Origin of the sequence: Puniceibacterium sediminis (assembly GCF_900188035.1) — a bacterium.
GTDB lineage: Bacteria > Pseudomonadota > Alphaproteobacteria > Rhodobacterales > Rhodobacteraceae > Puniceibacterium > Puniceibacterium sediminis.
In genome coordinates, this window is record NZ_FZNN01000006.1 from 194,996 (window position 1) to 209,141 (window position 14,146).

The 14,146-nt window shown below is 62.0% G+C and carries 14 protein-coding genes; 7 read left to right on the plus strand and 7 right to left on the minus strand.

Features of this window, described 5'->3' with window-relative positions; genetic code table 11:
- Window positions 1-29: 29 nt before the first annotated feature.
- The 6 genes from uvrC to CHB75_RS09005 all read right to left on the minus strand — a co-directional run bounded on the left by uvrC (window position 30) and on the right by CHB75_RS09005 (window position 7,285).
- Entirely contained in the window at window positions 30-1,904 is a 1,875-nt protein-coding gene (gene uvrC / locus CHB75_RS08985) for an excinuclease ABC subunit UvrC (protein ID WP_089270196.1), read from the minus strand.
- Between the two features lie 304 nt (window positions 1,905-2,208).
- Entirely contained in the window at window positions 2,209-2,985 is a 777-nt protein-coding gene (locus CHB75_RS08990; protein ID WP_089270197.1) for an SDR family oxidoreductase, read from the minus strand.
- 12 nt (window positions 2,986-2,997) lie between these two features.
- Window positions 2,998-3,945, minus strand: coding sequence for a calcium/sodium antiporter (locus CHB75_RS08995; RefSeq protein WP_089270198.1), 948 nt, complete (start codon window positions 3,943-3,945; stop codon window positions 2,998-3,000).
- A 1-nt stretch (window position 3,946) separates the two neighbouring features.
- A complete protein-coding gene (locus CHB75_RS21645; RefSeq protein ID WP_176439095.1) occupies window positions 3,947-4,114 on the minus strand; it encodes a hypothetical protein in 168 nt (55 codons plus the stop codon).
- Between the two features lies 1 nt (window position 4,115).
- Window positions 4,116-4,913: a S49 family peptidase gene (locus CHB75_RS09000; RefSeq protein WP_089270199.1), complete on the minus strand. Its 798-nt coding sequence runs from the start codon at window positions 4,911-4,913 to the stop codon at window positions 4,116-4,118.
- Between the two features lie 179 nt (window positions 4,914-5,092).
- Window positions 5,093-7,285, minus strand: coding sequence for a primosomal protein N' (locus tag CHB75_RS09005; protein WP_089270200.1), 2,193 nt, complete (start codon window positions 7,283-7,285; stop codon window positions 5,093-5,095).
- Window positions 7,286-7,388: 103 nt separating this feature from the next.
- Here CHB75_RS09005 and fsa point away from each other — a divergent pair, with 103 nt between their 5' ends.
- The 5 genes from fsa to CHB75_RS09030 all read left to right on the plus strand — a co-directional run bounded on the left by fsa (window position 7,389) and on the right by CHB75_RS09030 (window position 11,247).
- On the plus strand, window positions 7,389-8,042 hold the full coding sequence (gene fsa, locus CHB75_RS09010) for a fructose-6-phosphate aldolase (protein ID WP_089270201.1): 654 nt from the start codon (window positions 7,389-7,391) through the stop codon (window positions 8,040-8,042).
- Window positions 8,043-8,313: 271 nt separating this feature from the next.
- Window positions 8,314-9,024: a DUF484 family protein gene (locus CHB75_RS09015; protein ID WP_089270202.1), complete on the plus strand. Its 711-nt coding sequence runs from the start codon at window positions 8,314-8,316 to the stop codon at window positions 9,022-9,024.
- A complete protein-coding gene (locus CHB75_RS09020) occupies window positions 9,021-9,944 on the plus strand; it encodes a tyrosine recombinase XerC (protein WP_089270203.1) in 924 nt (307 codons plus the stop codon). Before CHB75_RS09015 ends, CHB75_RS09020 begins: the two co-directional genes overlap by 4 nt.
- A 3-nt stretch (window positions 9,945-9,947) precedes the next feature.
- Entirely contained in the window at window positions 9,948-10,568 is a 621-nt protein-coding gene (locus CHB75_RS09025) for an FMN-binding negative transcriptional regulator (RefSeq protein ID WP_089270204.1), read from the plus strand.
- Between the two features lie 73 nt (window positions 10,569-10,641).
- A complete protein-coding gene (locus CHB75_RS09030; protein WP_089270248.1) occupies window positions 10,642-11,247 on the plus strand; it encodes a glutathione S-transferase in 606 nt (201 codons plus the stop codon).
- 83 nt (window positions 11,248-11,330) lie between these two features.
- Here CHB75_RS09030 and CHB75_RS09035 read toward each other — a convergent pair whose 3' ends face one another.
- Window positions 11,331-11,996 carry an outer membrane protein gene (locus CHB75_RS09035; protein WP_089270205.1) on the minus strand — a complete coding sequence of 222 codons (666 nt, stop codon included), beginning with the start codon at window positions 11,994-11,996 and terminating at the stop codon, window positions 11,331-11,333.
- Window positions 11,997-12,227: 231 nt separating this feature from the next.
- Between CHB75_RS09035 and petA the strand changes: the two genes are divergently transcribed.
- Complete coding sequence (petA, locus tag CHB75_RS09040) at window positions 12,228-12,791, plus strand: ubiquinol-cytochrome c reductase iron-sulfur subunit (protein ID WP_089270206.1); 564 nt, start codon at window positions 12,228-12,230, stop codon at window positions 12,789-12,791.
- A gap of 11 nt (window positions 12,792-12,802) precedes the next feature.
- Window positions 12,803-14,137: a cytochrome b gene (locus CHB75_RS09045; RefSeq protein WP_089270207.1), complete on the plus strand. Its 1,335-nt coding sequence runs from the start codon at window positions 12,803-12,805 to the stop codon at window positions 14,135-14,137.
- Window positions 14,138-14,146: the final 9 nt, after the last annotated feature.

The window sequence follows — 14,146 nt, forward strand, 5'->3', positions numbered from 1 at the left end:
CTGCGCGGCCGCAAGGCTGCACAACCGGATCAGCCGCCCTCGTGGAAATATCCGTAGATCCGTTCCGCCAACGCCTCGGACACCCCCTCGACCGCAGTAAGGTCCGACAGATTGGCCCGGCTCACCGCTTTGGCCGATCCAAAGTGCGCCAGCAGCGCCCGCTTGCGTGCAGCACCCACGCCTGGCACATCGTCCAGCGGGGTCGCCCCAACCGCCTTGGCACGCTTGGCCCGGTGGGTGCCGATGGCAAAGCGGTGCACCTCATCACGCATCCGCTGCACAAAATACAGCACCGGATCGTTGTGGCGCAGCGCGAATGGCCGCTGCCCGACCCGGTGAAACTCTTCCTTGCCGGCGTCCCGGTCCACCCCCTTGGCCACGCCGACCATCGGAATGTCCTGCACGCCATGCAGTGCCATGATCGACGCGACGGCCGATACCTGTCCCGCCCCGCCATCGATCAGCAGAAGGTCCGGCCACATGCCCAGGCTCCGGTCCGGGTCTTCCTTCAGCAAGCGGCGGAACCTGCGCTCCAACACCTCTTTCATCATACCAAAGTCATCGCCGGGCGTCAGTGCCTCGCCCTTGATATTGAACTTGCGGTACTGGTTCTTCAGGAACCCTTCAGGCCCCGCCACGATCATCCCACCCACCGCATTGGTGCCCTGAATGTGCGAGTTGTCGTAGACCTCGATCCGCTGCGGCGGCGCGTCCAGCCCGAATGCCTCGGCCAGCCCACGCAGAAGCTTGCCCTGCGTCGCCGTCTCGACCATTTTACGCGCCAGAGATTCACGGGCATTGCGCGCGGCTCCTTCGACCAGTTCGACCTTTTCACCGCGCAGGGGCACTGCCACCTCGACCCGGCGGCCCAGCTTGCCCGACAGCGCCTCTTCCATCAGGTCCGTATTCTCGATGGCATGGGACAGCAGGATCAGGCGCGGCGGATCCTTGCTGTCATAGAACTGGCCCAGGAATGCCTCCAGCACCTCGGCCTCGTCCACATCGGGGCCGACCCGGGGATAGAAATCCCGGTTCCCCCAATTCTGGTTGGCACGGATAAAGAACACCTGAACACAGGCCTGCCCGCCCTCAAGGTGCAGCGCCACCACATCCGCTTCGGTCACGCCACGCGGATTGATACCTTGCGCCGTCTGCACCTGCGTCAGGGCGCGGATCCGGTCACGCAGCGCTCCTGCACGTTCGAACTCCATCGCATCGGACGCCTCGGCCATCTGGCGCGCCAGCGCCTCCTGCACGCCGGTGGATTTGCCCGACAGGAACTGCGCGGCGTCGTGCACGCTGGCGCGATAATCCTCAGCCGAAATCTTGCCCACGCAGGGTGCCGAACACCGCCGGATCTGATGCTGGAGGCAAGGTCGGGTCCGGCTCTGGAACATGGAATCCGAACAGTTCCGCAGCAGGAATACCTTCTGCAACTGGTTCAGCGTCCGGTTCACTGCGCCCGCGCTCGCGAAGGGGCCAAAATACTGGCCCTTGTCCTTCTTCGCGCCGCGATGCTTGGTGATCTGTGGAAAGTCATGATCGGTCACGAGGATATTCGGAAACGACTTGTCGTCGCGCAGCAGCACGTTGTAGCGCGGCTTGAGTTGCTTGATCAGGTTCTGTTCAAGCAGCAGCGCCTCGGTCTCGGTCCGGGTCGTCAGGAACATCATCGAGGCCGTCTCGCGGATCATCCGCGCGATCCGTCCCGAATGGCCTGTGGGGCGTGTATAGTTGCTGACCCGGGCGCGCAGATTACGCGCCTTACCGACGTAAAGAACCCGGCTTTCAGCATCCAGCATGCGGTATACCCCCGGACTGCTGTCCAGAGTTTTCAGATAGGACTGGATGCAGGCATGGCCCGTCAGCGTCGTGTCAGTCGAAGTGTCAGGTTTTTCGGTCATGATCCCTGTAAAGCTGGCATGGCAACAGTGATTCTCAAGAGGTGCTGCACTGGTAAATCACCCGTTGCAAGGTGGAAGGCATCCACCGTTCCTGTGGATAAGTCTGCGTGTAACTTTCCGTGGTCGCGAAATTTCCTTTGTTTTTTGGTCCCTTCCCTGAATTGCCTAATTTTTAGTCAACAAAACAACTTACTGATTTAAAGGGATATTTTTATTAACGACACGCAAACACATGATTTTGCTAACTCTTTTGTAACGATTGGATGACGCCGCCCGACCCGGTGCACAACTTCACCTAGGGTCGTCACTCCACCCCGAGCACGTCCGGAGTCTGCCATGCGAGATGCTGTCCCCCATCCGTACAAAGCAATTGTCCTGTGACCGAAGGTGAATCGAGGAAATATGACAGCGCACCAACGATATCCGACGTGTTCGATCCACGTTTCAGAACCGTCGCTGCGCGCTGTCGGGCAAAATGATCCTCGCTCTGGCGTCCACCGCGCAGCGTCGGCCCCGGCCCGATCCCGTTGACCCGCACGCGTGGCGCCAGCGCCTGCGCCGCCGTCTGCGTCAGGGTCCACAAACCGGCCTTGGCCAGCGTGTAGGTCATGAATTCCGGCGTCAGCTTGCGCACACGCTGATCGATCATGTTCACCACCAGCCCCTGCGCCACCGGTTCGTCCATCTCGTCCATCACCGGATCGGGCACCTGCGCCGCCAGCGCCTGGATCAGCACAAAGGGGGCGCGAAGATTGCTCTCAAGATGCCTGTCCCAACCTTCGCGGGTGGCCATGCGGATATTGTCATACTCAAAGATCGACGCATTGTTGACCAGACAGGTCAGCGGCCCGCCCAGGGCCTCGACGCTGCGCGGCACAAGGCGCTGTACTGCATCCTCATAGGTCAGGTCGGCCTGCAGGGCCACTGCCTGCCGCCCCATCCCGCGGATCAGCTCTACGACCTCGTCAGCGGCCTCGGACGAGGTTGCATAATGCACCGCGACGTCATGGCCTCGCTCGGCCAGAAACAGCGCCATTGCGCGGCCCAGACGTTTGCCTGCCCCTGTCACCAATGCTTTCACGCAGGTTACCTCTCAAGACTGAAGGACGATCACCACGTAACCGATATAGAGCGCCGTCAGCACAATGCCCCAGACACGCCCGATATTCTGCCGCAAAAAGACAAAGGGGATCAACAGCAGGCTTGCCGCCAGCATGACCCACAGATCAAAGGTCAGAAACGCGCGGTCCACCGGCATCGGTGCGATCAGCGATGCAATTCCAATGATCGCCAACAGGTTGAACATGTTCGACCCGATCACATTGCCAAGCGCAACGTCCGCCTGCCGCCGCAGCGTCGCCATGACCGTCGTCGCAAGCTCCGGCAAGGATGTGCCCACAGCCACCAGCGTCAGGCCGATCACCGTGTCGCTCACGCCAAACCGCTGCGCGATAACGGTCGCAGAATCCACCAGAAGATCCGCGCCCAGAGGCAGGCCCACAAGACCGAGACACAGAAAAAGGGCGATCTTCCACCAGGGCATGTCGGGATCCGCGCCCTCGACTTCTTCTTCGGGCTCTGCTTGGTCTGCACGCCGATGCGCCAGCGATTCCCGCACGGCATCGCCCAGGATAACAGCCAGTACCGCCAGCATGCCAAGGCCCGCGATCCAGTCGAATACCCCGCGGAACGCCAGCGCAATGAACAGCACCGAAGCCCCCAGCATGATGAGATAGGCTTTGCGGGTGTCATGCTCGGACGTGTGCATGACCGCCAGAATACCCGGGATTCCCAGCACAAGCAGCACGTTGGCCGTATTTGATCCCACCACGTTGCCCAGGGCGATCCCCGGCACCCCGTCGAGCGCTGCCTTGATCGAAATCAGAAGCTCTGGTGCCGAGGTGCCGAAGGCCACGATCGTCAGACTGACGATCAGCGCCGGAATACCGACCCTCAGGCTCAGGTTCACCGCGCCCTTGACCAGCGCATCGCCGGCCAAAAGCAGGATCACCAGCCCCAGCACCACTGTCAGCCAGATCATTTCAGGATTTTCCCTCGCCGCAGGGGCATTTGCCGCGTCCGATCCTGTACCGACCGCAGTGGCGACACTTGGCCGAGGCCAGACGCTTAGCGCCCGGCACCTTCAGCTTGCCGAACATTGCAAGCACGCCCATGCCGATCAGGAATAGGGTGACAATCTTGAAAATCACGTCAAAGCCCGAACCGCGCGAACTGCGCCCGTTCCTCGATCCCGCTCAGTGCATCCTGCGCGAGGCTGACGCCAAAGCGCTGGAACAAGGAGCGCTTTGTCTCGTACCGGCGGAACTTCACCTTGTCGCCAAATCGCGCCTTCATGAACGGCACCAGATGACCGACGCCATCGGCCAGCCCGACGCGCACGGCACCCTGCCCGACCCAGACTTCGCCGGTGAACAGATCCGGATCTTTGGACAGCTTGTCACCGCGACGACCCTGCACCTGCGCGATGAAATTATCGTGCAGCTGGCTCAGCAAGCGATCCAGCCGCGCCACGTCCTCTTCGGTTTCCGGCTTGAACGGATCGTTCATGCTCTTGGACTTGCCAGCCGTGTGCACACGGCGTTCCAGCCCCTGCCGGGCCAGAAAGACATGCGCACCGAACCCGGCCGAAATGACGCCGATAGACCCCAGAATGGAACTCTCGTCAGCAATGATCTCATCGGCGGCAGAGGCCAGCCAGTAACCACCCGACGCCGCGACATCCTCGACAAAGGCAAAAACCGGCACCCCGGCCTCATCCGCCAGCCGCCGGATCCGCGCCGCGATCAGCGAGGATTGCACCGGCGATCCGCCGGGTGAATTGATCTCAAGCGCAACAGCCTTCGGCTTGCCGCGCTTGAAGGCTTTTTCGAGCATCTCGCGCAGGCTCTGATCACTCAGCGCTCCGCGTCCGCCCATGCCAATCGCACCTTGCAGCCGTACAACGGCGACAAGTGGACGGGATTTCAGAAAGGGGATCCAGCGTTTCATGTCATGGCATGTAAATGGGCCACCCCCGACAAACAAGTCGCGACCGGGAAACTTGGCTGTTTCTGTGACCTTTGGACCTGCCCGACCACGCGCGACGCCCGCAGTGAAGGCCAGAAAAACTCATATTTCCAGCAGCAATAGTTCGAACGACCTAACGCCGCACTGCCGCGATACAGCGTTCAATAAAAGCTCTGCGGATCGATATCTATCGCCAACCGCAACTGTCCGCGCAGCCGGAACTGACCGGTCCACTCTAAAAGTGCCGCTTGCAGCGCGACACCCTTTGGGGCCTTGACCAGCAGCCGCACCCGATGCCGCCCCCGGACCCGGGCAATCGGCGCAGGCGCAGGGCCGAACACCTGCGCGCCAATCCGGCGTAATGCGCCGTCCTGACGCGCCATCGCATTACCCAGATCGAACACCTCCTGCACCTCGGTAGAACTCAGGATGATCCCCGCCATCCGCCCATAGGGCGGCACCCCGGCGGCGCGGCGCTCTTCCGCCTCGGCCCGCCAGAAACCTTCTTCATCCCCCGAAAGGATCGCCCGGATCACCGGATGTTCCGGCTGATAGGTCTGCATCACCGCCTCGCCCGGTTTTTCCGCCCGCCCCGCGCGCCCCGCCACCTGCCGCATCAACTGAAAAGTCCGCTCTGCCGCGCGCAGGTCGGACCCCTGCAAACCCAGATCCGCGTCGATCACCCCCACCAGCGTCAGCAAGGGAAAGTTGTGTCCCTTGGCCACCAGCTGCGTGCCGATGATGATGTCCGCCGTACCTTTGGCAATCGCCCCGATCTCGGCCTTCAGGGCGCGGGCCGATCCATACATGTCCGACGACAGCACCGCCACGCGGGCATCGGGAAAGAGCGCCGCCGCCTCCTCACCCAGCCGTTCGACACCGGGGCCGACAGCGGCCAGCTTGTCCTCGGCCTCGCAGGATGGGCAGGCCTCGGGCACCGGTTTGCTTTCGCCGCACTGATGGCAGACCAGACGTTTCAGGAATCGGTGTTCGACCATCCGCGCATCGCAGTGATCACATCCGATCTGAAACCCACAGGCCCGGCATATTGTCACCGGGGCATAGCCGCGCCGGTTCAGGAACAGCAGCGATTGTTCGCCCTTTTCCAGCCGCTTCTCCACCGCGCGCTGCAACGTTGGTGAAACCCACCGGTCACGCGGCAGGTCCTCTGCGCGCATGTCGATCGTGCGCATGACCGGCATCACCGCCGCGCCAAACCGCGCCGTCAGCTCGATCCGGTCATACTTGCCCGCCTCGGCATTGGCCCAGCTTTCCAACGAAGGCGTGGCCGAGGCCAGCACAACCCGCGCACCGCAGATCGCCGCGCGCAGCACCGCCATGTCCCGGGCGTTGTACAGCACACCTTCTTCCTGCTTGTAGGATGTGTCGTGTTCCTCATCGACCACGATCAGCCCAAGGTGCTGAAACGGCAGGAAAAGCGCAGACCGCGCGCCCACCACCAGTTGCGCCTGACCTTCGCCCACCATCTTCCAGACGCGGCGACGTTCGGTCACTGTGACGCCGGAATGCCATTCGGCCGGGCGCGCGCCGAACCGCGCCTCGACCCGGGTCAGGAATTCGGCTGACAGCGCAATTTCCGGCAGCAAGACCAGCGCTTGGCGACCCTGCCGCAGACATTCCGCCACCGCCTCAAGATACACTTCGGTCTTGCCCGATCCGGTGACACCGCGCAGCAAAGTCGTGCCATAGACGCCCGAACGCACACCCGCCATCAGCGCCTCGGCACCTGCGGCCTGATCCCCGGTCAGCGCCTTGCCGCCCAGACCAGGATCGAGGTGCGGAAAGGCCGTGTCGCGCGGGCTTTCCTCCTCGGTCACTGCCCCCAGCTTTACCAGACCCTTGACGACCGAAGTCGTCACGCCCGCAGTCTCGGCCAACTCCCCCAAGGTCAGCGACAGCCCGCCCATGTCCCGCAGAACCTCAAGCACGCGCCTGCGGGCGTCGGTCATCCGCTCCGGTTCGGACAGGCCCAGCCGGTAGACCTTGCGCATCGACGGCGGATCGCCCAGCCCCGGCGCGCGGGTGCATAGCCGCAGCATCGCAGGCAGCGGCGTCAGCGTGTATTCACCCGCCCGTTCCAGAAAGCTGCACAGCTCGTCGCGCATCGGCACGGCGTCCAGCACGCGGATGACGGCGCGTATTTTGTTCAGGTCGAAATCCCCGACGCCCGCCCCCCAGACTACACCCAGCACCTTGCGCGGCCCCAGCGGCACCTCGACAAAGGCACCAAGGTGACAGCCGCCCTCAGGCGCGCGATAGTCCAGTGTACTGGCGAACGGCTGGGTCGTCAGGACCGCAATCAGATCGCCTTCTTTGAAAAAACCGGGGGACATCCACTCATTTCATGTTAGCGCTGCCGGGAACAGGCTTTCTGCTCCCGTCTCTCTGGGGTAAGACAGCCGCAAGGAATTGCCAAGCGACACAGAGGAAACCAAAATGAAATTCTTCGTAGATACCGCCGACATCGATGCCATCTCCGAACTCAATGACCTCGGGATGGTGGACGGGGTCACCACAAACCCCTCGCTGATCCTGAAATCGGGGCGTGACATCCTCGAAGTGACAAAAGAAATCTGCGAACTGGTCTCGGGCCCGGTCTCGGCCGAAGTCATCGCGCTCGAAGCGGACGACATGATCGCCGAAGGCCGCAAGCTGGCCGAGATCGCGACGAACATCGCGGTAAAGGTGCCGCTGACATGGGCCGGTCTCAAGGCCTGCAAGACGCTGTCTGACGATGGCCTCATGGTCAACGTGACGCTCTGCTTCTCGGCCAATCAGGCGCTTCTCGCAGCCAAGGCCGGTGCGACATTCATCTCACCCTTCGTCGGGCGACTGGATGACATCAACATCGACGGGCTGGACCTGATCGCGGACATCCGCACGATCTATGACAACTACGGCTTTGAAACGCAGATCCTCGCGGCGTCGATGCGCTCGGCCAACCACATGTCGGAATGCGCCAAGATCGGCGCCGATGTGGCAACCGCCCCGCCCGCAGTGATCAAGGCGATGGCGAACCACGTCCTGACCGACAAGGGTCTCGCCCAGTTCGTCAAGGACGCGGCCGAAGCCAGTATCAAGATCCTCTGATCCCTCTGTGGGCGCTGCCTCTTTGGAACGCAGCGCCCGCCCCCCCACGTTGCGACCCCGCCGTGGAAATTTCACCATCGGCAAACATGATGGCTTCGATACCGATTTCTGGCGCGGCAAGACAATAACCCGCCGGCCCATCGTCCGGCCCTATCCGGCCCGTTGACACATCGGCCACACCCCGGCAAAGAGCGTGAAACGTCTGGATTAAACAGGCGAAAATTCGGGTGCCCTCTGATAGGGTCCGGGCAACAAACAGGCAGAAATCTACATGAGCAGCAGCCCACGCATCGATGAATCCCTGCGCGACACCATCATTTCGCGCCCCGACGTTATCCTTGAAGATCAGGACGTTATGCGTGCGCTCATCGCCGCCAACGAACGGTCCATGGGCGGAAATATCGTCGATCTGCGCGGCATCGCCATGGACCGGCTCGAAGCACGGCTTGACCGGCTTGAGGACACCCACCGCTCCGTCATCGCCGCCGCCTACGACAATCTTGCCGGGACAAATCAGGTCCACCGCGCCATCCTGCGGATGCTTGATCCGATCGAATTCGAACCCTTCCTCAGGGATCTTGGCGGTGATGTGGCCGACATCCTCCGGGTTGCCTGCATCCGTCTCGTGCTCGAATCATCAGAGAACGACTCCGAGCCGGAAATGGCCCGCCTTGGCGATATCCTGTCCATGGCCGAACCCGGCTTTGTCGAAGCCTATCTTGCCGAGGGCCGCTCTTCTGCACCGCTGCGTCAGGTCACTCTGCGTCAGGTGCACAATGCGGAACCGCAGATCTACGGTAATGCCGCCAAGGACATCCGCTCCGAGGCCTGCCTGAAGCTCGACTTCGGTCCGGGTCGGCTGCCCGGGCTACTGATCCTTGGGGCCGAGGATCAGAACCAGTTCTCACGGCAGCAGGGCACCGATCTTCTGGCCTTCTTCGCCGGGGTGTTTGAACGCACAATGCGGCGCTGGCTGTCGTGACACTCGCCATTTCTCCTCAGGCGCGTGACGCGCTGGAGAACTGGCTTGCCGCCGCGCGCGCCCTCAAGGGTGCCGCGGACAACACGCTGACCGCCTACCGCGCCGACGTGCTCGACTTCATCGCCTTCATGACACTGCACCACGGCGGGACCGAGGGGCTTGGCCCGCTGTCCCGTCTTACCGTCACCGACATGCGGGCCTGGATGGCACATCTGCGCGGCGGTGGTGCCGGGTCGCGGTCGATGGCGCGCAAACTCTCGGCGGTCAAATCCTTCTACCGCTGGCTGGCCGAGCGGGAGGGCTATGAACCCACCGCCGTCCTTTCAACCCGCACGCCCAAATTCCAGAAGAAACTGCCCCGCCCGCTGTCGCAGGACGCCGCCCGCGCGATGATCGACACGGTCGAGATACAAAACGTCAAAGACTGGATCGGTGCCCGCGACGCCGCTGTCATCACATTGCTATACGGCTGCGGGCTGCGGATATCCGAGGCGCTCGGCCTGCGGGGACGTGACCTTCCGCTGGGCGACTCGCTGCGGATCATCGGCAAGGGCGGCAAGGAACGTATCGTGCCGGTGCTGCCGGTCGCCCGTGCCGCCGTGGCGCGCTATGTTGCCGCCTGCCCCTATCCGCCGGAACCGGACGCGCCGCTGTTTCGTGGATCTCGCGGCGGCGCGCTCAGCCCGCGCCTGATCCAGAAGGTCACCGAAAACGCCCGGATGCAACTGGGCCTGCCCGCCACCGCCACGCCCCATGCCATGCGGCATAGCTTTGCCACGCACCTGCTGTCGGCCGGGGGCGATCTGCGCACGATTCAGGAACTTCTGGGCCATGCCTCACTCTCGACCACCCAGGCCTATACTGCCGTTGACACCCTGCACCTGATGAAGGTCTATGAGGCGGCACACCCCAAGGCCTGACCTATGCATCCCAATCCGATCTTCCATTCCGCCAGCCATACCAAGGACATCGCCCTTGCCCGCGCGCGCGGTTTCGGCGTGCTGGCCATCAGCACCGATGGCGTGCCGCTGCTGTCGCATATCCCCTTTCTGCTTTCCGAGGATGGCAGTCACGCCGATCTGCACCTCGTGCGTTCAAACCCGATCGCCCGGCTGAAGGGTGAACAAACTGCCGTGATCGCCGTCAGCGGGCCGGATGGCTATGTCTCGCCCGACTGGTACGGCCTGCCTGATCAGGTGCCCACCTGGAACTATGTTGCCGTGCATCTAACCGGCACCCTGGAACGGCTGCCCGAGACCGAAATGCGCGCCATGCTTGATCGCCAATCCGAGGCTTACGAGGCACGACTGGCACCCAAACCCATCTGGCAGACGCCCAAGATGACGCCGGATGTGCTGGAGCGCATGATGCGGATGATCCTGCCGTTCCGACTGCACATCACCCGGATCGACGCCACCTGGAAGCTTGGCCAGAACAAACCCGACACCGCGCGCCTTGGCGCGGCGGATGCAATTGCGGATTCGGGCATCGGCGTCCAGACAGACGCGCTGGCCGACCTCATGCGCCAGCCGCCCGATCTTTAGTCGACGGACTTTCAAAGCCCGTTCAAACGGCCTGACTTTCGGGAAAGGCGCCCGGTCGAAAGGACCAAAGATGATGAAGCTGCTCAGCTCCCCCACCTCGCCCTTTGTACGCAAAGTCCTGATCGTGCTGCACGAAACCGGGCAGCTTGACGATGTCGAACTGGTTGCGGTCGCAAACACCCCGACCGGCCCGGATGCGACCGTCGCCGCCGCCAACCCGGTGGGCAAGATCCCCGCCCTGATCCGCGATGATGGCCCCGCGCTATATGACAGCCGCGTCATTTGCCGTTTTCTGGATCACCGCGCCAAGGCTGGTCTTTATCCGGAAAATCGCCTTTGGGATGTACTGACGCTTGAGGCGACAGCCGACGGCGTCATGGAAGCCGCGCTCCTGATGACATACGAAGCGCGCCTGCGCCCCGAGGACAAGCAATTCCCCGACTGGGTCGAGGCGCAGTGGACCAAGATCGACCGCAGTCTGACGGCGCTCAATTCCATGTGGATGAGCCACCTGCACGGTCGGCTCGACATGAGCCACATCGCCATCGCCGCGGCCCTGTCCTATGTCGACCTGCGCCATGATGCGCGCAACTGGCGCGCGGGACGCGACGCGCTTGCCGCCTGGCACAAAGGCTTTTCCGAACGGCCGTCGATGCTCGCAACCCAGCCCCAACCCTGAACCCAAACGGACCCGAACCGGTATTCACGTTCCAAAAAAGAGGCCCCTGAATCAGGGGCCTCTCTTGTTACATCGAGCAGAGGTCAGAACTTCAGCGACAGACCGACGTTCAGTGCGTTGGTCTTCACGACGGTTTCAAAGGTGCCGCCACCGTCAAGATCACCCTCGTTCGAGGAAAAGACGAACTGATATTCGCCAAAAACCGCAACCCGGTCGCTGATATCATAGCTCGCCCCGGCGATCAGGCGCACAGCGGGGCCTGTCAGCTGATAACCATAGGTCTTGTCCCCGGCGGTCGTTTCGGCATCCACATGCGGCACCGCGATACCCAGTCCACCACCGACATAAGGCGTCAACCCCTGCCATTGATCCGGCCAGCGCCGCAACGCGTTCACAGTCAGGATGTTGTGGCCGTCGGTGAATTCAAAGTTCTTGAACCCGATTCCCGCCGCCTCATCATCCGGCGCGTAGACCTTGGTATGGGTAAATTCCATGCCAAAACCGATTCGCTCGTCTCTCCACCAGGTGCCACGCACACCATAATAGGGCGGCATCTCAAAGGATTTCCCGTCCCAGCCGATCAGGGCGTTGTAGTCACCGCCCCCCGGATAATCCCCCTTCAGACGGCTGTGCGGCGCAGTCTGCCAGCCGGAATAAAAGGAAAGCTCCATTTCCGCTGCTGCCGGACCGGCCAGAAGCGCAATAGCAGTGGCACCCAAGGCGCATTTTACGAAAGTTGCCTGTTTCATAGTCTCATTCCTTACGGGCATGACCTTGCGGTCTTCGACTCTTCCGGTGTCATATAAGCACATACCGTGCCTCACAACCGCGACACATCCGCGCTTTTCACGAACACGCGATTTTGAGTTCTGGACGGAACCCGGGGACCCCGTTAAATACCCCGACGATAAGGCCATGAAATGTCATGGCAGATATTTTAGTCTCGGCCAGATCAACGGCCCAGGAATGGAGTAAACCTCGTGTCACACGCAGACGATCACGCAGGCACCCGGAGAGATTTTCTCTACTACGCGACCGCGGCTACCGGAGCCGTCGCCACAGGCGCAGCAGTCTGGCCACTGGTAAACCAGATGAACCCCTCGGCCGATGTTCTGGCTCTTTCGTCCATCCGCGTCGATGTTTCGGGCGTTTCCGAAGGCACCCAGCTAACGGTCAAATGGCTCGGCAAGCCAGTTTTCATCCGTTCGCGCACCGCGAAAGAGATCGACGAAGGCCGCGCCGTCCAGCTCACTGAACTGGTCGACCCGATTGCCCGAAACGAAAACATCGTGGGCGAGGCAGATGCCACCGACGAGAACCGCACCCTTGACGCAGAAGGCAAGTGGCTGGTGATGATGGGTGTCTGCACCCACCTCGGCTGTGTGCCGCTGGGCGATGGAGCTGGCGACTACGACGGCTGGTTCTGCCCCTGCCACGGCTCGCACTACGACACGGCTGGCCGTATCCGCAAAGGCCCCGCACCGCGCAACCTCCCGGTACCACCGGCCGAGTTCGCTGACGAAACCACGATCGTTCTCGGGTAAGGGAGAGAGAAATGGCTGGAATTCCACACGACCATTACGAACCGAAATCCGGTGCCGAAAAGTGGGTGCATCGTCGCCTGCCGGTGATCGGTCTGCTTTACGATACCATCATGATGCCCACACCCAAGAACCTGAACTGGATGTGGATCTGGGGTATCGTTCTCACTTTCACCCTGGTGTTGCAGATCGCGACCGGCATTTCGCTGGTGATGCACTACACACCCGACACCACCCTGGCCTTTGCCTCTGTCGAACACATCATGCGTGACGTGAACGGCGGCTGGGCGCTGCGCTACATGCATGCCAACGGCGCATCGCTGTTCTTTGTTGCCGTCTATGCGCACCTGTTCCGCGGCCTTTACTATGGCTCGTACAAGGAACCGCGCGAGATCACCTGGATCATCGGCATCCTGATCTACCTGCTGATGATGGGCACCGCGTTCATGGGCTACGTTCTGCCCTGGGGCCAGATGTCTTTCTGGGGCGCAACCGTCATCACCGGCTTGTTCGGCGCGATTCCCTTTATCGGTGAATCGATCCAGACCTGGTTGCTGGGCGGACCGGCTGTCGACAACTACACGCTGACACGCTTCTTCTCGCTGCACTACCTGTTCCCGTTCGTGATTGCAGGGCTCGTGATCGTCCACATCTGGGCCTTCCACAGCACCGGCAACAACAACCCCACGGGTGTAGAAGTGCGCCGTACCTCCAAGGCGGAAGCCGAGAAGGACACCGTGCCGTTCTGGCCCTACTTCGTGATCAAGGACCTCTTCGCCCTCGCGGTGATCCTGGCGGTCTATTTCGCGATCGTGGGTTTCATGCCGAACTTCCTCGGCCACCCCGACAACTACATCGAAGCGAACGCCCTCTCGACCCCGGCGCACATCGTTCCGGAATGGTACTTCCTGCCGTTCTACGCGATCCTGCGGGCCTTTACCGCTGACGTCTGGGTGGTTCAGATCGCATCCTTCGTCACCGGCGGCATCGTCGATGCCAAATTCTTTGGTGTGATCGCGATGTTCGGCGCTATCGCCGTGATGGCTCTCGCCCCCTGGCTCGACACCTCGTCGATCCGCTCGGGCAAGTACCGTCCGATGTTCAAATGGTGGTTCGCGCTGCTGGTTATCGACTTCATCGTTCTGATGTGGGTCGGTGCCCGCCCGGCTGAATTCCCGTATGACTGGATCTCGCTGATCGCTTCGGCCTACTGGTTCGGCTACTTCCTGATCATCCTGCCGCTTCTGGGTGTGATCGAAAAGCCAATGCCACGGCCCGAAACCATCGAGGAAGATTTCGCCAGCCACTACGGCAAATCCTCCGACACAGCCACGACTCCGGCAGAGTAAGAAGAAGGA

What these genes read in the sequence shown, in the direction of transcription:
- CHB75_RS09035 (WP_089270205.1), bottom strand. Translation starts at nt 11,996, where the DNA reads ATGAAACAGGCAACTTTCGTAAAATGCGCCTTGGGTGCCACTGCTATT.
- CHB75_RS09025 (WP_089270204.1), top strand. Translation starts at nt 9,948, where the DNA reads ATGCATCCCAATCCGATCTTCCATTCCGCCAGCCATACCAAGGACATC.
- CHB75_RS09000 (WP_089270199.1), bottom strand. Translation starts at nt 4,913, where the DNA reads ATGAAACGCTGGATCCCCTTTCTGAAATCCCGTCCACTTGTCGCCGTT.
- uvrC (WP_089270196.1), bottom strand. Translation starts at nt 1,904, where the DNA reads ATGACCGAAAAACCTGACACTTCGACTGACACGACGCTGACGGGCCAT.
- CHB75_RS08995 (WP_089270198.1), bottom strand. Translation starts at nt 3,945, where the DNA reads ATGATCTGGCTGACAGTGGTGCTGGGGCTGGTGATCCTGCTTTTGGCC.
- CHB75_RS09005 (WP_089270200.1), bottom strand. Translation starts at nt 7,285, where the DNA reads ATGTCCCCCGGTTTTTTCAAAGAAGGCGATCTGATTGCGGTCCTGACG.
- CHB75_RS09030 (WP_089270248.1), top strand. Translation starts at nt 10,642, where the DNA reads ATGAAGCTGCTCAGCTCCCCCACCTCGCCCTTTGTACGCAAAGTCCTG.
- CHB75_RS09045 (WP_089270207.1), top strand. Translation starts at nt 12,803, where the DNA reads ATGGCTGGAATTCCACACGACCATTACGAACCGAAATCCGGTGCCGAA.
- fsa (WP_089270201.1), top strand. Translation starts at nt 7,389, where the DNA reads ATGAAATTCTTCGTAGATACCGCCGACATCGATGCCATCTCCGAACTC.
- CHB75_RS09015 (WP_089270202.1), top strand. Translation starts at nt 8,314, where the DNA reads ATGAGCAGCAGCCCACGCATCGATGAATCCCTGCGCGACACCATCATT.